Source organism: Streptomyces sp. NPDC025806 (assembly GCF_055558275.1).
This window is the reverse complement of sequence record NZ_JBVHMU010000005.1, coordinates 189818-208289: the sequence shown is the minus strand read 5'-3', so window position 1 is coordinate 208289 and position 18472 is coordinate 189818. Positions and strand designations below refer to the sequence as shown.

The 18472-nt window shown below is 72.2% G+C and carries 19 protein-coding genes; 10 read left to right on the top strand and 9 right to left on the bottom strand.

The genetic code is table 11. The annotated features are described in order from the left end of the window. The first annotated feature begins 29 nt into the window (after positions 1-29). Positions 30-1691 (top strand): penicillin-binding transpeptidase domain-containing protein, encoded by a 1662-nt coding sequence (locus tag ACZ4E1_RS13665; RefSeq protein WP_467538937.1) that lies wholly within the window; start codon positions 30-32, stop codon positions 1689-1691. Here the strand turns inward: ACZ4E1_RS13665 and ACZ4E1_RS13660 are convergent. Next, positions 1688-1888: a hypothetical protein gene (locus ACZ4E1_RS13660; protein WP_188335215.1), complete on the bottom strand. Its 201-nt coding sequence runs from the start codon at positions 1886-1888 to the stop codon at positions 1688-1690. The two genes, ACZ4E1_RS13665 and ACZ4E1_RS13660, sit on opposite strands and share 4 nt — an antisense overlap. Before the next feature lie 220 nt (positions 1889-2108). Here ACZ4E1_RS13660 and ACZ4E1_RS13655 point away from each other — a divergent pair, with 220 nt between their 5' ends. Together ACZ4E1_RS13655 and ACZ4E1_RS13650 are read left to right on the top strand one after the other, a co-directional pair. Beyond that, a complete protein-coding gene (locus ACZ4E1_RS13655; RefSeq protein ID WP_467539593.1) occupies positions 2109-4286 on the top strand; it encodes an FUSC family protein in 2178 nt (725 codons plus the stop codon). A 51-nt stretch (positions 4287-4337) separates the two neighbouring features. Beyond that, entirely contained in the window at positions 4338-5162 is an 825-nt protein-coding gene (locus ACZ4E1_RS13650) for an SAM-dependent methyltransferase (protein WP_467538935.1), read from the top strand. 21 nt (positions 5163-5183) lie between these two features. Here ACZ4E1_RS13650 and ACZ4E1_RS13645 read toward each other — a convergent pair whose 3' ends face one another. The 3 genes from ACZ4E1_RS13645 to ACZ4E1_RS13635 all read right to left on the bottom strand — a co-directional run bounded on the left by ACZ4E1_RS13645 (position 5184) and on the right by ACZ4E1_RS13635 (position 7784). Next, positions 5184-6503, bottom strand: coding sequence for a S28 family serine protease (locus ACZ4E1_RS13645; protein ID WP_467538933.1), 1320 nt, complete (start codon positions 6501-6503; stop codon positions 5184-5186). Positions 6504-6711: 208 nt separating this feature from the next. Beyond that, positions 6712-7203: a peptidylprolyl isomerase gene (locus ACZ4E1_RS13640; protein WP_399123831.1), complete on the bottom strand. Its 492-nt coding sequence runs from the start codon at positions 7201-7203 to the stop codon at positions 6712-6714. Positions 7204-7304: 101 nt separating this feature from the next. Next, positions 7305-7784: a DUF4188 domain-containing protein gene (locus ACZ4E1_RS13635; RefSeq protein WP_467538931.1), complete on the bottom strand. Its 480-nt coding sequence runs from the start codon at positions 7782-7784 to the stop codon at positions 7305-7307. Between the two features lie 118 nt (positions 7785-7902). Between ACZ4E1_RS13635 and ACZ4E1_RS13630 the strand changes: the two genes are divergently transcribed. The 7 genes from ACZ4E1_RS13630 to ACZ4E1_RS13600 all read left to right on the top strand — a co-directional run bounded on the left by ACZ4E1_RS13630 (position 7903) and on the right by ACZ4E1_RS13600 (position 13812). Continuing rightward, positions 7903-8544, top strand: a complete 642-nt coding sequence (locus ACZ4E1_RS13630) for a MerR family transcriptional regulator (protein WP_467538930.1) — start codon at positions 7903-7905, stop codon at positions 8542-8544. A gap of 76 nt (positions 8545-8620) precedes the next feature. Next, positions 8621-8899, top strand: a complete 279-nt coding sequence (locus ACZ4E1_RS13625; RefSeq protein WP_467538929.1) for a zinc-ribbon domain-containing protein — start codon at positions 8621-8623, stop codon at positions 8897-8899. Positions 8900-9319: 420 nt separating this feature from the next. Continuing rightward, positions 9320-11077: a sensor histidine kinase gene (locus ACZ4E1_RS13620; protein WP_467538927.1), complete on the top strand. Its 1758-nt coding sequence runs from the start codon at positions 9320-9322 to the stop codon at positions 11075-11077. A gap of 99 nt (positions 11078-11176) precedes the next feature. Continuing rightward, a complete protein-coding gene (locus tag ACZ4E1_RS13615) occupies positions 11177-11596 on the top strand; it encodes a roadblock/LC7 domain-containing protein (protein ID WP_467538926.1) in 420 nt (139 codons plus the stop codon). Then, positions 11593-11952: a DUF742 domain-containing protein gene (locus ACZ4E1_RS13610; protein WP_467538925.1), complete on the top strand. Its 360-nt coding sequence runs from the start codon at positions 11593-11595 to the stop codon at positions 11950-11952. Before ACZ4E1_RS13615 ends, ACZ4E1_RS13610 begins: the two co-directional genes overlap by 4 nt. Continuing rightward, positions 11933-12565: a GTP-binding protein gene (locus ACZ4E1_RS13605; RefSeq protein ID WP_467538924.1), complete on the top strand. Its 633-nt coding sequence runs from the start codon at positions 11933-11935 to the stop codon at positions 12563-12565. Before ACZ4E1_RS13610 ends, ACZ4E1_RS13605 begins: the two co-directional genes overlap by 20 nt. After that, positions 12562-13812 (top strand): cytochrome P450, encoded by a 1251-nt coding sequence (locus ACZ4E1_RS13600; protein ID WP_467538921.1) that lies wholly within the window; start codon positions 12562-12564, stop codon positions 13810-13812. The genes ACZ4E1_RS13605 and ACZ4E1_RS13600 overlap by 4 nt, the downstream gene beginning before the upstream one ends. Here the strand turns inward: ACZ4E1_RS13600 and ACZ4E1_RS13595 are convergent. The 5 genes from ACZ4E1_RS13595 to ACZ4E1_RS13575 all read right to left on the bottom strand — a co-directional run bounded on the left by ACZ4E1_RS13595 (position 13793) and on the right by ACZ4E1_RS13575 (position 18273). Beyond that, entirely contained in the window at positions 13793-14077 is a 285-nt protein-coding gene (locus ACZ4E1_RS13595) for a hypothetical protein (RefSeq protein ID WP_467538918.1), read from the bottom strand. The genes ACZ4E1_RS13600 and ACZ4E1_RS13595 overlap by 20 nt on opposite strands. Positions 14078-14256: 179 nt before the next feature. Then, a complete protein-coding gene (gene trpS, locus ACZ4E1_RS13590; protein WP_467538916.1) occupies positions 14257-15333 on the bottom strand; it encodes a tryptophan--tRNA ligase in 1077 nt (358 codons plus the stop codon). Between the two features lie 202 nt (positions 15334-15535). Next, positions 15536-16759 (bottom strand): cytochrome P450, encoded by a 1224-nt coding sequence (locus ACZ4E1_RS13585; RefSeq protein ID WP_467538914.1) that lies wholly within the window; start codon positions 16757-16759, stop codon positions 15536-15538. 146 nt (positions 16760-16905) lie between these two features. Further along, positions 16906-17151 (bottom strand): hypothetical protein, encoded by a 246-nt coding sequence (locus tag ACZ4E1_RS13580; RefSeq protein ID WP_467538912.1) that lies wholly within the window; start codon positions 17149-17151, stop codon positions 16906-16908. 81 nt (positions 17152-17232) lie between these two features. After that, a complete protein-coding gene (locus ACZ4E1_RS13575; RefSeq protein ID WP_467538910.1) occupies positions 17233-18273 on the bottom strand; it encodes an NAD(P)-dependent alcohol dehydrogenase in 1041 nt (346 codons plus the stop codon). Positions 18274-18472: the final 199 nt, after the last annotated feature.

Below are 18472 nucleotides of genomic sequence, written 5' to 3'. Positions count from 1 at the left end.
TGGGCCTGCCTACGGTGAGGGCCCAGGGGGTGTGGAACGACGAGGTCGGAGGGCCCGTGGGCGGCGAGCGGCACACCAGGCGCAGGAAGGCATGGCTCGCGGGAGCGGCGGCGCTCGCCGTCGCCGGGGCGGGCACGGTGGCCTGGGCGGTGGTGACGCCCGGTGAGGCGGCGCCCCGCACCGGTCCGCTGTCCGCCTCCGAGGTCCGCTCGGCCGCCGCCGGGTTCCTGGACGCGTGGGCCGATGGGGACGCCGGACGCGCCGCGTCCCGCACCGACGACGAGAAGGCCGCGAAGGCCGCGCTGCGCGAGTACCTCGACGGGGCGCGCCTCACCCCGGTCACCATCCGGCCCGGCACGGCGCGCGGCACCCGGGTCCCCTACGCGGTGCGCGCCGAGTTCCGCTACGACGGGGCGCGGGCGCCGCTCCGTTACGAGGACGCGCTGACGGTGGTGCGGCGGGCCGGGGACGGGAAGGCGGTCGTGCGCTGGGCGCCGTCGGTGCTGCATCCTCGGCTGGACCAGGGCGAGCGCCTCTCGGTGCGGGACACGGGCCCCGCACCGGTGAGCGCGACGGACCGCGACGGCAAGGCGCTCGACACCGGGGACTTCCCCTCGCTCGCGCCGGTGGTCGCCGGGCTCGGCCGGACGTACGGCAAGGCCGTGGGTGGGCGGCCCGGGCTCGAACTGCGGGTGGTGCCGGTCGGCGGGGCGGGTGGGGACGCCGAGCCGCCCGCCGGTGAGACGCTGCTCAAGGTCGCCGAGGGGCGGCCCGGGACGGTGCGCACCACGATCGACCCGCAGGTGCAGAAGGCGGCCGAGGAAGAGGTGGCCAAGCGCTCCGACGCCTCGATCGTCGTCCTGAAGCCCTCGACCGGCGAGGTGCTCGCGGTCGCCAACTCCCGGACCGACGGGCCGAACACCGCGCTGGAGGGTCGGCTCGCGCCCGGGTCCACGATGAAGATGATCACGGCATCGCTGCTCCTGGAGAAGAAGCTGGCGACACCGGACGCGCCGCACCCGTGCCCGAAGAACGCCTCGTACGGCGGCTGGACCTTCCACAACGTGGACGACTTCGAGATCCCGGGCGGCACCTTCCGCGCCGACTTCGCGGCCTCCTGCAACACCGCGTTCATCACGCAGGCCGGCAAGCTCGCGGACGACGATCTGCCCCGCCAGGCCCGTGAGGTGTTCGGCATCGGTGCCCGCTGGTCGGTCGGGGTCGACGCGTTCGACGGGTCGGTGCCGGTGCAGCACGCCGCGTCGAAGGCCGCCGCGCTGATCGGCCAGGGCGAGGTGCGGATGAACCCGCTGACGATGGCGTCGGTGATCTCCACCGCGCGCACCGGCACGTTCCGCCAGCCGTACCTCGTCGCGCCGTCCGTCGACCACCGCGCGCTCGCGAAGGCCACGCGCACCCTCGACCGAACGGCCCACCGACGGCTGCGGGACCTGCTGCACACGACAGCGACCTCCGGCTCGGCCGCCGGGTCCATGGCCGGACTCTCCGGGGACATCGGCGCGAAGACCGGCTCCGCGGAGGTCGTCGGACAGGAGGACCCCAACGGCTGGTTCGCCGCCTGGCACGGCGACCTCGCCGCCGCCGCGGTGATGCAGCGCGGCGGCCGGGGCGGCGAGTCGTCGGGACCGCTCGTGGCGGCCGTCCTGAAGGCGGTCGAGGAGACGAGTTAGTGCGGGACGGCGAAGAAGAGCACGGCGGCCAGGCCGAGCGCACCGCACAGTGAGGCGGCCAGCGCGATGCTGACGCCCTTGGCCACGACCGCGGTCGTGTCACCCCCTTCCTGAACGCTGCGCCGCATCGCCCACACTGCCTCGGCGAGCAGGGCGACTCCCACGACTCCACTCAGCATCACCACTACATCGATCATGTGCTGATCGTCCGATGCGACCGCGCCGGTCGGCCGCAACCGGCGGGCGCGTCCCGGCCGGTTCCGACCGAACGGCCGCACGTCGGAGCCGCTTCCGTGGGCTCGTATGCTCGGAGGCGGCACGACGGATCGATCTTGGAGTGACACGGTGGCGCGACGGCCGACCCTCAAGGGAACCTGGGACCGCTTCGTGGCGTCCGACCCCGGTCTGCTCCGGCTGATGGCGGGACTGCGGACCGTCGCCGCGATCGGTCTCGCGCTCGCCGTGCTCGCGATCATCGGCATGAGCGTGACGCAGATGGTCGTGGGCGCCATGACCGCGATGGTGAGCACGTTCGCGATCCGGGAGAAGACCGTCCGCGGACAGGCCGTCACGCTCGCGCTCGGGCTGCCGGTCGCGCTCGTCGCGATATCCCTGGGCGCCGTCCTCAACCACCGCGTCGTGGCGGGCGACCTCTTCTTCATCGCGCTGATCTTCGGCGCGGTCTACTCCCGGCGCTTCGGCGACCGGGGCACCGCGCTCGGCCTGATCGGCTTCCAGGTGTACTTCGTGTCCCTGTTCGTCGGCGCGGGCACGAGCCAACTGCCGCCCCTGTACGGGGTCCTGGCCATCGCCTTCGCGTGCAGTGCCGTGGCGCGGTTCGCGCTGGTGCCGGAGACCCCGCAGCAGGTGCTCGGCCGACTGCGCGAGGCGTTCCGGGCCCGGCTCGGACAACTGGTCACGGCGCAGACGCGGCTGCTGGACGCGCCGCCCGAGGAGCTCGACGACGTCCTGGACGACTTGCGCCGGCACACGGCCCGGCTGCACGAGTCGGCGCTGATGATCCAGGGCCGCCTGGAGGACGGCACCCGCGACGAGGCGGCCGCCGCGCTCGTCCAGCGCCGTGTCGCGGACGCGGAGGTCGCGGCCGAACGGCTCGGGATGCTGCTTCTGAACGCCCGCAGCGCGGACCGCGCCGACACCCTGACCCTGCACCTGCCGGGCGCGCCGGTACCGGCGACCGGGCGGCTGCTGCGCCGCGAGGACGAGGCGACGGCGACGCTGCGCCGCGATCTGGGCGCCCTCCACCTGATGGTGATCCGCCCCGCGGAGTCCAACCGGGGCGCGGCCGTCGCCCAGATCCGCAACCGGCTGCTCGGCTACCGCGACGAGGAGCGCATCCCGCCGGGTGCCACGCTCGCCGTGCAGGACGTGTTCCGCGGCATCGGTGAGGCGGCCCGCGCCGTGCTCGGTCTGCGGCTCGCGCTGGACGGACCGCAGGACGAGTCGGACGACTCCCCCGCGACGACGCGTTCGCGCGAGGAGTTCGACGCGGAGGACGTGTCGATCTCGGTGGAGAAGGAGATCGCCGAGGAGACGGAGGAGGAGCCGTCGGGGCTGCGCCGCCCGACGACCCGCGCCGCGTTCCAGGTCGCGGTGGGCTCCTCGCTCGCCATCGTCGGCGGCGAGTTCCTGTCCGCCCAGCGCTGGTACTGGGCGGTGCTCACCTGTTGGGTCGTGTTCCTGAACACCGCGTCCACGGGCGAGATCGTGGTCAAGGGCTACCGGCGGCTGCTCGGCACGGTGCTCGGCGTCCTCGCCGGTGTGGGGCTCGCGGGCGCGGTCGGCCACCACACGTGGATCGCGTTCGGGCTCGTCCTGCTCTGCGTGTTCGCCATGTTCTTCACCGCCCCGCTCTCGTACGCGCTGATGTCGTTCTTCGTGACGGCGATGCTCGGGCTGCTCTACACCCTGCTCAACACGTACAGCGTCGACGTGCTCGTGCTGCGCATCGAGGAGACGGCGCTCGGCGCGGCCTGCGGCATCGTCGCCGCGATGCTGGTGCTCCCGGTGCGCACCGACAGCCGGACGGACGAGCAGCTGGCGACGGTCCTGGAGCGGCTCGGCGACGTGGTGGCGGGCGCGGTCGAACAGCTCAGCGGCGGACCCGCGGCCGACCTCCTCGACAAGGCGCGGGACCTGGACACGGCGCTCGACGACCTGCGGGCGTCCACCCAGCCGCTGACGCATCCGATCACGCCGCTGCGCGAGCGCCGTCAGACGGCCCGCTATCTGGTGGCCCTGCTGGAGACCTCGGCGTACCACGCGCGTTCCCTCGCGGCGACGGCCGAGCTCGTGCCCTACAGCAAGCGGGTCGGGGCCGATCCCCGGCTCGGGCGTGCGGCGCGGCGCATCGCGCACAACATCGACGTGCTGGTCGCGCACGTCACCGAGGCCGACAAGAGCGGCCGCGTGGAGTCGGGCGCGAGCATCGCGGCGATGCTGGAGACGGACGGTCTCGGCGTACCGGCCGCGAACACCGTGACGTTCCGCGTGCTGCGCCATCTGCAGCGCCTCGACGAGGGCATCACGGGTCTGGCCCGGCCGCTGGACGTTCCCGTGGGCCCGCGTGCGTGACGGGAGTTGATGATTGACTGGCTCGAACACCCGTGTTTGAGGAGGCACTTCATGTCGGACCAGGGTTCCGGATACGCCGCCGCGTCCGAGCTGCGCAGCCGCATCGACACCACGACGCCGCATTCGGCCCGCTTCTGGAACTACTTCGTGGGCGGCAAGGACCACTACGAGGTGGACCGGCAGGTCGGTGACCAGATCAAGGAGATATTCCCCGGGCTCGTCGACGTGGCCCGCACCAGCCGGTACTTCCTGGGCCGCGTGGTGCGCCATCTGGCGGTCGAGCAGGGGGTGCGGCAGTTCCTGGACATCGGTACGGGGCTGCCGACCGGGGACAACACGCACCAGGTCGCGCAGAGCGTGGCCCCGGACGCGCGCATCGTGTACGTGGACAACGACCCGCTGGTCCTGACCCACGCGCGGGCCCTGCTGACCAGCACGCCCGAGGGCGCCACGGCGTATCTCGACGCGGACCTCTACGACCCGGCGACGATCCTGAAGCAGGCCGCGAGCACGCTCGACCTGTCGCGGCCGGTCGCGCTGATGATCCTCAACACGCTGGGGCACGTCGACCCGGTCGAGCGGGCGCAGGGACTGATCAAGGAGCTCATGGCCGGGCTCGCGCCGGGCAGTTTCCTGGCCGTCAGCGACGGCACGGCCACGAGCCCGGGCATGATCGCCGCGTCCGAGGCGTACAAGGACAGCGGCGCGGTGCCGTACCACGTGCGCTCGGTCGCGGAGCTCACCTCGCTGTTCGACGGCCTGGAGCTGCTGGAGCCCGGCGTCGTGCGGGTCACGGACTGGCGGCCGGAGCCCGGCGCCGCGCCGGCCGGCGGGCCGGCGGTCGACGCGTACGGCGGCGTGGCCCGCAAGGCCTGACGCCGGGCTCCGGCGACAGGCCTACTTCCCGGCCCACCGGCGGATCGTCGCGGTGGCGGCGTCCCGCTGGTCGGCCGGCAGGGCGGAGATCCGCGCGCCGTGGTTGGAGCCGGGCACGACGTACTTGTACGAGTCGTGGGCGCTCGGGGTGAACTGCTCGGCGCTCCACGGGTCGTTCTGCCCGTACACGAAGAGCATGCGCCGCGAGTCGTTGCGCACCCACTTGTCGACGCCCTTGATCGCGGTGCCGTCGTAGGTGGTGCGCATGCCCTCGGGCAGGACCGAGTTGGGCTGGTAGATGTCCGGGTAGTGGCGCACGCCCTGGAGGTTCTTGAACTTGAGGTCGGCCCAGCCGAGCTGGGCGGCGGCCTGCCGGTAGTAGGGGCCGCTGCCGTTGGCGCCGAGGGTGGAGTCCTCGTAGACGGACAGGCCGTGGCCGAGGGACCAGGTGTAGAGCGCGTCGTCGGAGACGGTCTTCGCGTCGGGGACGGTGGGGCAGTCGGCGGCGGTGCCGGACTGCCAGAAGTTCCACACCTGGTCCAGGACGGCGAACTCGTAGGCGCGGTCGGTGGTGCCGAGCGTCTCGGAGAAGGTGTAGCCCTCGTCCTTCGCGGTCTGCTCGAACTTGGGGAGCAGGGTGTCGCGGCGGACGAGCATCTCGCGCTGGACGGCGGCGAGTGCGTCCCGGCACTGCTGGGTGCCGACGGACGTGAAGAAGCGCTCGTAGGTGCTGTCGTCGTCGTTGTTCGCGTCGTTCGGGGCGACGTAGGCGACGACGCCGTCGTAGTCGCGCGGGTAGAAGCGGTAGTGGTAGGTCGCGGTCATGCCGCCCTTGGAGCCACCCGTCGCGAGCCACTTCGAGGTCTTCTCGTACAGCGGTCTGACGGCCTGGACGACGGCGTGCTCGTCGGCGGCCTCCTGCTGGACGGTCATCTTGTTCCAGGGTGTGGCCCCGGCGGGGACGGACGGGCCGAAGAAGCGGTGCTCCATGCTCAACTGGTTGGCGTCGAGGAGCGTGGTGGGTTCGCGGGTAGAGGAGGACAGCCCGTAGCCGCCGGTGTAGAAGACGACGGGCCGGTCGGCGGACTTGTGCCAGAGCGTGAAGCGCTGCTGGAAGGTGCCGGCCGCCGGGTCGTCGTGGTCGACGGGCTGGGTGATCGACAGGGAGTAGAGCGGGAAGCCCTCCTTGTCCGTCACGCCGGTGACGGACACGCCGGGTATCGCGCGCAGCCGGTCCTCGAAGGACTGATCCGCGGCGGTCGCCGGTGCGGCGGTCGCGGCGAGGGCGCCGGCGGTCAGAGCGGCGGACAGCAGGAGCGTGGGTACGGTGCGCAGGCGCACGGATGCCTCCCGGGTTGTGGGCACGACGAGTTGGATCACGATCGGTGAGCGTGACCCTAACGCGCCCGGGGCCGCCGGGAGTTGAGTGCGGGAAGTTACTGCTCGTTACTGCGCTCCGCCCGGGTGCGGGTGGGTCCGGGAACGCGTAGAGGCCGGGCCCCGCCGCATGGCGGGGCCCGGCCTCTACGCGTGGATCAGAGCCGGTGGATCAGAGCTGGCCGGACTCGGAGATCGTGATCTTGGCGGCGGTGGCACCGCTGCGCGAGCCGAGGGACTCGATCTTCTTCACGAGCTCCATGCCGTCCTCGACCTCGCCGAAGACGACGTGCTTGCCGTCGAGCCAGTCGGTGACGATGGTGGTGATGAAGAACTGCGAGCCGTTGGTGTTCGGGCCCGCGTTGGCCATGGAGAGCAGGCCCGGCTTGGTGTGCTTGAGCTGGAAGTTCTCGTCGGCGAACTTCTCGCCGTAGATGCTCTTGCCGCCGGTGCCGTTGCCGGCGGTGAAGTCGCCGCCCTGCAGCATGAACTGCGGGATGACGCGGTGGAAGGAGGAACCGGCGTAGCCGAAGCCCTTCTCACCGGTGCACAGCGCGCGGAAGTTCTCCGCGGTCTTCGGGACGACGTCCTCGAAGAGGTTGAACGTGATCCGCCCGGCGGGCTCGTCGTTGATCGTGATGTCGAAGTAGGTCTTGATTGCCATGGCCCAATCTTTTCATCACGACGGGCGGATTGCCGATTCGGCCCGCCCGGACGACCGCGCGGGGACACCTGGTAGCCGCCGCGTGGCTGTCCGTGACCGTTTCAGGCCGACATCCGGTCGCGGGCCTGCACGCCGTCCTTGAGCGATCGCATCCCGTGGGCCTTGGCGAGCCCGTACGGCGGCATGTCCCCGTAGATGGTCTCGTACGAGCCGGCCGGGACGACGTAGGTCTCGTGCCAGAGCCCGACGTGGCCGCCACTGTTGCGCAGGAGCTTGTTGATCCGGGCCCACCACGGGCGGTGCCGCTTGTCGGGCAGGGCTGCGTAGGTGAGCAGCTTGTCCTTGGACTCCCAGTACTGGATGACGAAATAGGACCGCGGGCTCGCGGTGCCCAGAATGTGGTCGAGGAGTCCCAGACTGCGGTCCTTCTTCAGCTCCCTGAGCATCATGGGCATGGCGAGGAACACCGGCACCCAGCGGTGCACCGCCCAGAAGTGATTGATCCGCATGCCGATGAGGAAGACGACGACTTCCTCATCGACGGCAGCGGTCGAGCGTCCCAGTTGTGTGTGCGCGGACACGACTCCCCCGATCCGTCGGACTACCAATGTGAGACTGCAGGCCATGAGCGTGCTGCGGCTGTGGCGATCACCAGAGCCATGGTTGGATAGTGGCACTTTCCAAGAAGGGGCACAAGAGATGCGGCTTGCGGAGCTGAGCGAGCGCAGCGGGGTGCCGGTGGGCACGATCAAGTACTACCTGCGCGAAGAGCTGCTCCCGCCGGGGCGGCGGATCAGCGCGACCCAGGCGGAGTACGAGGAGGCGCACGTGCGCCGGCTCGCGCTGATCCGGGCGCTGATCCAGGTCGGCCGGGTGCCGGTGGCCACGGCGCGCGAGGTGATCGCGGCGATCGACGACGACTCGCTCAACACGACGTTCCGGGTGGGCGCCGCGATGTGGGCCCTGCCCCAGCCGCCGGACCCGGACCCGGAGGACCCGCACATCGTGCGGGCGACCGCGCTGGTCGAGTCGCTGCTCGACGAGCTCGGCTGGACGCACGCGCGGGAGATCGGCGCGCTCTCCCCCAGCTACCGCGCCCTGATCAGCTCGCTGGCGACCCTGCCCCGGGTCGGCTACGAGTTCCCGCCGGAACAGCTGACCCCCTACGGGCGCGCCGTGGAGGAGATCGCGACGGTGGACCTCGACCATCTGGACCGCTACGACGACACCACGGAGAAGGCCGAGATCGTGGTCGGCGCCGCGGTGCTCTTCGAGCCGGTGCTCCTCGCGCTGCGCCGGCTCGCCCAGGAGGAGCTGACGACCAGGCGTTACGGCTTGTGAGGACCGGGCCGGGGCCGCCTACGATGACGGCAGCCCCGGGATCCCGGCGGCGGGTCGGCCATCGGGAGGGGACATCATGATCATCTTCGGCACGCGGGGCTACGTGTACCAGCTCGCCATGCTCACGCTGCTGTGCGGCAACTGCGGCAATCCGGCCGCGCACGCCCTGCGCAAGTACGTCACGAAGTTCACGCTGTTCTTCGTACCGCTCTTCCCGATCTCGACCAAGTACCGCACCCAGTGCACCTTCTGCGGGCTGGAGCAGCAGCTGCCCAGGGAGCACGCCGAGGGAATGCTCGCGCAGGCCACGGCGGCGCCCGGCGGCAGCGCGCACCAGCAGCACGTCCAGGGCTGAGCCCGGCCCGGCGCCGTCCTCGTCCGGGACCGGCTCCGGCCCGACGTTTGGCCGAAAATATCCGCCCGGCGCCTTGCCCCGGGCGGTTCCGATGCCTCCGGCGCTCGCGCGCCGGGGGCATCCGTCGTTCGCGGCCCCGCACGCGGTCCCGTTCCGCCCCCTCCCGGACCGGCTTCCGCCTCCCCTTCCGGTTCCTCACGCCGTATCACGCCCCCTGCCGCAGAAGGCGAGTTCACGACGAAGTCACCGCCAGGGCGTACTACCCGGATTGTCCGATCTGCTCGGCCCGCGGCATGACTAGCATGAGCGCTCGTACGGTCCGGAAGATCGGCGTCCCATTCGGCGTCCGCCTGGTGGACCGAGCCGTCGACGTGACCGGTCGGCGCATCACCCCCGCACTCAAGGACCGAGGACCGCGGAATGTCAGTGCCTGCTCCTCCCCGCCCGCGCGCGACCGCGAAGGCCCGGCGCACCTCGCTCGGCAGACCGCTCGCCGTGCTCGTGGCGGCCGCCGCGGCGGCCGGTGCCGCCGCCGCTCTCGCCCCGTCGGGCGCCACCGGCTGGGCGGTCGTCACGGTCGTGGTCGCCTGGGCGGCTCTGGCCGTCGCCGTCCTCCTGGGGCACACGGCCGGTGACCGTGCCCGGCGCGACGCCCGGCGGGCCCGCGAGGAACTCGCCCTGGCACAGGGCCGGCTGACGCAGCAGACCGCCGAGACCGCCCAGCTCGTGAACCTCGGACTGCCCGCCGTGCTGCGCCGCGTCGAGGAGGGCGCCGAGGCGGCGCCGGCCGCGCAGGCCCCCTCCGATCCGCAACTGCGGCGGATTCTGGACGAGTTCACCGCTGCCCTGGAGACGGTGGACCACCGCGCCCGGCAGGCCGCCGCCGAGCGGGACGCCGCACGTGCCGAACTCGACCGGGGCACCGCCGAGTTGGCCCGTATGACCCAGGAGACGTTCCCGACCGCCGTGGCCCGGCTGCACGACGGTGTGTCCGCCGACGCGGTCCTCGCGGAGCTCGACTGGCCCGCGACCCCGGTGCTCCGCGTGCCCGCCGAGGCGTTCCTGCGCGAGCTCGCGCTGAGCGAGCGCCGCGCCGCCGCGGCGCAGGCCGCCTCCGCGAAGGCGCTCAGCCGCGTCCAGGCCAAGTCCGTGAGCATGCTGGCCGATCTGCGCAGCATGCAGGAACGTCACGGCGAGGAGGTCTTCGGCGATCTGCTCCGCCTGGACCACTCCACCTCCCAGCTCGGCCTGATGACGGACCGGCTCGCCCTGCTCATGGGCGGTCGCTCCAGCCGTGCCTGGAACAAGCCCATCGTCATGGAGAGCGTGCTGCGCGGCGCCGTCGGCCGCATCGCCGCCTACCAGCGGGTGCGGCTGCACTGCGCCACGAACGCGGCGATCGCCGGGTTCGCCGCCGAAGGCGTGATGCACCTGCTCGCCGAGCTGATGGACAACGCGGCCAACTTCTCGCCGCCCATCGACGAGGTGCACGTCTACGTGGAGGAACGGTCCGCCGGGATCGTCGTCACCATCGAGGACAGCGGCCTGAAGATGGCCGACGCCGCGATGCGCCGCGCGGAGGAGGCCGTCTCCGGACGGGTCACCGACCTCGCCTCGCTCCAGGGCACCCGGCTCGGGCTCGCGGTCGTCGGCCGGCTCGCGCTGAAGTACCGGATCGACGTCAACTTCCGGCCGTCCTCGCGCGGCGGCACCGGTGTCGTCGTCCTGCTGCCCCCGCAGCTGCTGGCCCAGCAGCGGGAGGCCGTGCGGCCCGACGCCATGGCGCCGCCCGCCCCGGCCGCGTCCGCTCCCGCCGCGGCGCCGGTCGCCGAGCCCGCGTCTGCCGCGCCGCCGGCGCCGGAGGAGACGCACGAGCGAGCCGAGGTGCCCGCTCCGCGCCCCGCGCCCTCGACCGGCGCGACGCCCGGCGGCCTGCCGGTGCGCGCCCCCGGCCGCACCATGGCCGCCGCCGAACAGGAGCGTTCCCGTCCCGCGCCCTCCCCCGGGCGCGCCACGGACCCCGCCCGGAGCGCGGGCGCCCGCTTCGGCGCCTTCCACCGGGGGCGCAGGACCGCGGAGAGCCGGCTCGATGACGGCGCCCCGTCCGCGCCGGACACCTCCGGCCGACACCCCGGCGGCCCGGCGGACGACGCGGCCGGGCCGGACCGTCCCGCGTAGCCGCCGCTCCCGAGACCCACTCACCCCCGCTCGACACCTGAGATTGGAGGCACGGGCGGCACCCCGGCTCCCCCGCCGGCCCGGTCCGCCCGACCCGCCATGCAGACCACTGACACCAGCCTGACCTGGCTCCTGGAGAACCTCCTGGAGCGCACCCCCGGCACCCGGCACGCCCTGGTCCTGTCCCGGGACGGCCTGAAGCTGTGCTGGAGCGAGCATCTGACGCTCGACCAGGCCGACCAGCTGTCGGCGATCTGTTCCGGCATCCAGGCCCTCGCCCAGGGCGCCTCCGTCGAGTTCGGCGACGGCACCGGCGGTGTCCGGCACTCGATGACGGAGTTCCACGGCGGCCTGCTGTTCATCGTGGACGCGGGCGACGGCGCCCACCTCGCGGTGCTCGCGGACGAGGACGCCGACCCGGGCGTCGTCGGGCACCAGATGACGGAGCTGGTGGAGCAGATCGGCGAGCACCTGCAGGCCGCGCCGCGCGAGCCCGTCGTGGGGAGCGGCGCCTCGTGACCCGGCGGCCGGTGGACACCGGCGACCCGGACCGGCTCTACACCGTCACCGGGGGCCGCTCGCGTGTCGACGACACCTCGTTCGACCTGGTCACGCTGGTGGTCAGCGAGTGCGCCCCGACCGCGGGGATGCAGTCCGAGCACGTCCGGATCCTGGAGCTGTGCCGGCATCCGACGGCCGTGGTCGAGATCGCCGCCGAGCTGAGGATGCCGATCACCGTGATCCGCATCCTGCTCGGCGACCTGCTGGCCGGCGGCAAGGTCACCGCCCGTCATCCGCGCGCGGCCCCAGGGGTCGCCGCGCTCCCCGATTCCGCCCTTCTCAAGGAGGTGCTCCATGGGCTCCGCAACCTCTGAACGGTCCGCGATCTCGGAGCTTTCCGCGCGCACCCCGCTCGGCGACACCGCGGACACCGGCCTGAAGATCGTCGTCGTGGGCGGCTTCGGCGTCGGCAAGACCACGCTGGTGCGCTCGGTCAGCGAGATCCGCCCGCTGAACACCGAGGAGGTCATGACGCAGGCCGGGGTGGGCGTCGACTCGACGGCGGGCGTCGCCTCGAAGACGACCACCACCGTGGCCTTCGACTTCGGCCGCATCAGCCTCAACGACCGCATGGTCCTCTACTTGTTCGGCGCCCCGGGCCAGGAGCGTTTCTGGTTCCTGTGGGACCGGCTGTTCTCCGGCACGCTGGGCGCGGTCGTCCTCGTCGACACCCGGCGCATGGACGACTCCTGGTACGCCATCGACCGGCTGGAGCACCACGGCACACCGTTCGTGGTGGCGGTCAACCGGTTCGACGACGAGCCGGTGCGGCACTCCCTCGACGAGATCCGCCAGGCGCTCGCGCTGCCCGCCCACGTGCCGATGGTGGACTGCGACGCCCGGGTCAGATCCTCGGGCAAGGACGTGCTGATCACCCTCGTCGACCACCTCTACGAACTGGCCATGGCCCAGGAGACGACACCGTGACCGACCAGAGCCCCACCGCCCCCGCAGGCTGCCCGGCGCACGCGGGCGCGGTCCCGCTGAGCGGCCTGGAGTACCAGCAGACGCCGTCCCAGCTCTACCGCTCGCTGCGCCGTGAGCACGGTCCGGTGGCCCCCGTGCTGCTCGACGGGGGCGTACCGGCGTGGCTGGTGCTCGGCTACTCCGAGGTCAGCTATGTGACCGCGCACGACGAGCTGTTCGCCCGTGACTCGCGCCGCTGGAACCAGTGGGAGAACATCCCCGCGGACTGGCCGCTGATGCCGTTCGTCGGCCACCAGCCCTCGGTGCTGTTCACGGAGGGCGCGGAGCACCAGCGACGGGCCGGGGTGATCACGCACGCCCTGGAGCAGGTCGACCAGTTCGAACTGGCCCGGGACTGCGGGCAGATCGCCGACGCGCTGATCTCGCGGTTCGCGGGCAGCGGCCAGGCCGAGCTGATGGCGGCGTACGCGCACGCGCTGCCGATGCGGGCCGCGGTGCAGATGTGCGGGATGCCGCAGCTGGGTACGGACACGCAGGATCTGGTGGACGATCTGCGGATCTCGCTGGACGCGGCCGAGGGCGACGATCCGGTCGCCGCGTACGTGCGGGTGGGCGAGCGGATCGCGGCGCTGGTCAAGGAGAAGCGGGAGCGGCCCGGCGCGGACGTCACCTCGCGGATGATCCTGGACCCGGCGGGGCTGACCGACGAGGAGATCGTGCAGGACCTGATCTCGGTGATCGCCGCGGCCCAGCAGCCGACGGCGAACTGGATCTGCAACACGCTGCGGCTGCTGCTGACCGACGAGCGGTTCGCGCTGAACGTGTCGGGCGGCCGGGTGAGCGTCGGCGAGGCGCTCAACGAGGTGCTGTGGCTGGACACGCCGACGCAGAACTTCATCGGCCGGTGGGCGGTGCGCGACACCCAGCTCGGTGGCCGTCTGATCCGCGCCGGCGACTGTGTGGTGCTGGGGCTCGCGGCGGCGAACACGGATCCGCAGATCTGGCCCGAGTCGCACGTGGGCGCGGAGAACGCGGCGCACCTGTCGTTCAGCAACGGCGAGCACCGCTGCCCCTATCCGGCGCCGCTCCTCGCCGACGTCATCGCGCGCACGGCGGTGGAGACGCTCCTGGACCGGCTGCCGGACCTGGTGCTCGCGGTGGAGCCGGCGGAGCTCACCTGGCGTCCGTCGATCTGGATGCGGGGTCTGACCTCGCTGCCGGTGCGGTTCACTCCGGTGGTGCACTGAGCGGCCCGAGCACCGGGCAGCCGAACAGTTCGGCCAGCAGGGCGCGTTGACGGTCCGTCACCGGTGTGACGAAGACGGCGGCGTCGGCCCCGGTCCGCGCGCACAGGGCCGCCGCCTCCCGCGCCTTGCCGGGGCTGAGGACCGTACGGGTGGAGTGCGGCAGGTCCATCTTGGCGGCGCCGCCCGCCGAGACCCCGCGCCGCTGCACGATCCGTCCGACGACCCGGGCGCCCGCGGCGGTCAGCTCGGTCTCGGCGGCGTCCATGCGAGCCGTGTGATTCTTGTGGCGTGCGCTGAAGTGCCCTATGAGGACGATGTCCGCACCGGCCAGAGGCGGGGCCTGCACCGGCGCCGGGCCCGGCGCCGGCCGCCGCCCCGGTCGCCGGTCACGCCTCCGATTCTGCTGCACACCGGCAGCGTAGACGCCGGGCCCCTGGCGGGGCTCTAGTAATCGGCGCCCATGGCTTCCCGCACCTCCCGGAGGGTCCGCTCCGCGATCTCGTTGGCGCGGGCGTTGCCGGCCCGGAGCACGTCCCTGACCAGCGCCCGGTCCGTGGCGAACGCGGCGCGGCGGGCCCGGATCGGGGCGAGGCGGGTGTTGACGGCCTCGGTGACCCGGCGCTTGAGCGCGGCGCCGCCCCCGTCGCCGATCTCCTCGGCGACCCGGTGCGGGTCGCTGTCCTCGCAGAGCGCGGCGAGCAGCACGAGGGAGGACACCTCGGGCCGGTGCGCAGGGTCGTAGGTGATGCGGCGCTCGGCGTCGGTCTTGGCGCCGCGGATGAGCCGGGCGGTCTCGTCGGCGTCGGCGGACAGGGAGATCGCGTTGCCGCGGCTCTTGCTCATCTTGCCGCCGTCGGTGCCGAGCAGCAGCGGCGCGGTGGAGAGCAGCGCCTCGGGCTCGGGGAAGACCGGACGGCCCTTGGCGTAGCGCTCGTTGAAGCGGCGGGCGACGGTGCGGGTGATCTCCAGGTGGGGCAGCTGGTCCTGGCCGACGGGGACGAGGTCGGCCTTGCAGAAGAGGATGTCGGCGGCCTGGTGGACGGGGTAGGTGAACATGAGGCCGCTGACGGAGGCCTGCCGGGAGTGGGCGATCTCGTCCTTGACGGTGGGGTTGCGGTTGAGTTCGGAGACGGAGACGAGGCTCAGGAAGGGCAGCAGCAGCTGGTTGAGGGCGGGCACGGCGCTGTGCGTGAAGATCGTGGAGCGCTCGGGGTCGATGCCGATGGCGAGATAGTCGAGGACGAGCTCCTCGACGTACTCCTTCAGGTTCTCGGCGATGTCACGGTCGGTGAGGACCTGGTAGTCGGCGACGAGGACGAGGGTCTCGACGCCGAGGTCCTGGAGTCTGACGCGGTTGTGCAGGGTGCCGAAGTAGTGGCCGAGATGGAGGCGCCCGGTGGGGCGGTCTCCGGTCAGGACGCGGAACCGTGCGGAGTCCTTGCGGATCAGCTGCTCGAGCTCGGCGCTGCGGGCCTGCGCGGTACTGGTGCCGAGGACGTCGGTGCCGGTGCTGGTGCTCATGGTGTCTGTCTCCCGGGGTCGTGGTCGCCCTCGGGACGGCACCGCTTCCGGAGACTTCCGGAGACTTCCGGGGAAGCAGAAAGGGCCGTCCGGGGACGGCCCTTGTACGTGCTGAGTGGGTGGCCGCCTCTAAGTGAGGCGCCACCAGTTCAGGCACGAAGAACGATGCATACCGCCATGCTACACGGGACCCCGGCGGAGGTCAGGCCCCCACGGGGGTGAAGCGCACCGGCAGGGACTGCGGGCCGCGGGTGAACACGCCCTGTTCGACGGGGTCGAAGCCGTCGGCGAGCCGCAGGTCGGGCATGGCGTCGAGGAGCTGGTTCACTCCGGTCTCGACCTCGGCCTTGGCGAGCAGCGCGCCGACGCAGAAGTGCCGGCCGAGTGCGAAGGCGAGGTGGTCGGCGGCGGCCGAGAAGGCGGTGGTGGTGGTCAGGTCCTCGCGGAAGATGTCGAAGCGGTCGGGGTCCTTGTAGCGGTTCTCGTCGCGGTTGGCGGAGCCGATGAGGCAGGTGACGGTGGCGCCCGCGGGGACGGTGCCGCCGCTCAGCTCCACGTCGACGGCGGACTGCCGCATGATCATGTGGACGGGCGGGGTGAAGCGGAGCGTCTCCGCGAAGGCGCGGGCGATCAGGGAGCGGTCCTCGCGCACGGCGGCCAGCTGCTCGGGGTGGGTGAGCAGGTTGGCGAAGATGCTGGCGATGGCCTTGTCGGTGGTCTCGCCGCCGGCGGCGAGGAGCAGGCTGCAGAACGCCTTGATGTCCTCGTCGCTCATGCGGACGCCGTCGACCTCGGCGGCGCAGAGCGCGGAGAGCAGGTCGTCGCCGAGGTGGTCGCGGCGGGCCCGGATGATCGGGATCATGTACTCGGCGAACTCGACGCGGGTGCGCTCGCCCGCGGCGGCGACGTCGGGGTCGCCGGCGAGGTTGCCGAGGAAGGCGATGACCGTCGTGTACCAGCCGTGGAAGCGGGCGTGGTCGGCCTTGTCGAGGCCGAGCATGTCGGCGATGACGTTGACCGGGAAGCGGGTGGCGTAGTCCGCGACGAGGTCGGCGGAGCCGGTGGCGCGGAAGGTGTCTATCAGCTCACGGGAGTTGGCCTCGATGACGGGCAGGAACTTCTCCTGGAGGTCGCTGCCGCGGAAGGCCGGGGCGACGAGCGCCCGGCGCACCGCGTGCTCGCGCCCGCTGAGCTGGAGGATCGTCCGGCCGTGCACCGGCTCGATCTGCCAGTCGTAGTTGTCGGTGGTGAACTGCGCCTCCTTGTCCTTGAAGACGCGCTCGACGTCGGCGTACCGCGAGACGATCCAGCTCTGCGTCGGCTCGTGCCGGATGAGCGGCGCGGACTCCCGCATGGCGCGGTAGGCGGGATAGGGGTTCGCGGCGAACTCCGGCGACAGGATGTCGGGGATCTGCGCGGTGGACATGGAGCTCCCTGAGTGGGGTGACGGACGGTCCACCTCAGGTTATTGATCACCCGTCACCCGGAACAGGCTGCTCCACGCCGTCAGTTGAGCGCTGCACGATCCGCGTGGCCGAAAACCGCCGCCCGATCACCGCGCGTTCCTCTCCCCTACCGGCCGGCGTCCGGAGCCGGCGCGCCTTCCACCAGCTTGCGGAACTCGGCGTCCGCGGCGGCCTGCCGCCAGCCCTTCTCGAGACGCGAGCCGAACCGCGAGACGAGCAGGACGGCCGCCAGGAACGCGACGACGGTCGGGGCGACGTGGCGCCGGGTGAGGCCCACGCCGATCATGGCGGACAGTCCTGCGATCGCGGTCACATACCAGAACGCCCAGCTCCCGACCCACTTGGTCCGCACGCCCGACACCCCAACCCCCTGAGAGAAACGGCCTGTTCACCGCAGAGTACCGGCCACTCGGTCCGGCAGGGAGCGGACGGCTCAGCCGTTGGGGAGGATGACGGCCCGGCCGTTGATCTTGCCGTCGTGCAGGCGCGCGTACGCCTCGGGGGCGTCGTCGAGCGAGTACGTCTCGGTGTGCACGGAGACGTCGCCGGCCCGCGCGAGGTCGAGCACCTCGATGAGTTCGGCGCGGCTGCCCCAGTACGGGGCGGTGACGCTGACCTCGTACTTCTGCCGGCCGAAGCCGACGGGGAGGGCGCCGCCGCCGATGCCGACGAGGGTGACGTCGCCCTCGGTCGCGGCGATGGCTCCCGCGGTGTCGACGGTGGGCTGGATGCCGACGAAGTCGAAGACGGCCTCGGCGCCGCGCCCGCCGGTGAGCTCGCGGACCTTCGCCGCCGCGCCGGCGTCCGAGAGGATCGCCTGGTGGGCGCCGACGGTGCGGGCGAGCGCGAGCTTCTCCTCGGAGACGTCGAGGGCGACGACGCGGGCGGCGGTCATGGCGCGCAGCAGCTGGATGGCGACGTGGCCGAGGCCGCCGGTGCCGATGACGACGGCGGTGGAGCCGGGTACGAGCTTGGGCAGCGAGCGCTTGATGGCGTGGTACGGGGTGAGGCCGGCGTCGGTGAGCGGCACGGCGGCGACGGGGTCGAGGCCGCCGAGGGGCACGAGGTGGCGCGGGTCGTCGACGAGCATGTACTCGGCCATGGAGCCGGGGGCGCCGAGGCCGGGCGGGCGGATGCCGAGTTCGGCGGCGCGCAGGCAGTAGTTCTCCTTGCCCTCGGCACACTTGATGCAGGCGCCGCAGCCCCAGGGGCCGTAGACGGCGACGGAGTCGCCCTCGCTCAGACCGGTGACTCCGGCGCCGAGGGCGGCGACGGTGCCGACACCCTCGTGGCCGAGGGTGAGGGGCAGCGGGAAGGAGAGCTCCTCGGCGGACCAGCTCATGACGGCGATGTCGGAGTGACAGACACCGGCCGCGGTGACCTTCAGGAGGACCTGCCCGGGGCCCGGTTCCGGATCGGGAACGGTGACGACCTCGGGGGCTGCTCCGACGGTCCGGTACTGAAGTGCCTTCATGGCTCGACTCCTTCGTCGCTCTCGCGTGCCCCCGCCCCTCCACCGTACTCCCGCTTGCGTCCCACCGGGACACATGTCCCCATGGGACATCTCCCAGGGCAAAAAAGGACCCCGACCGTACGGGGGAGAACGGTCGGGGCCTGGTTCAAAGTTTAACATCGAACCAACCGGCTCCGCGCCGCCTCCGCTCCGCACGGGG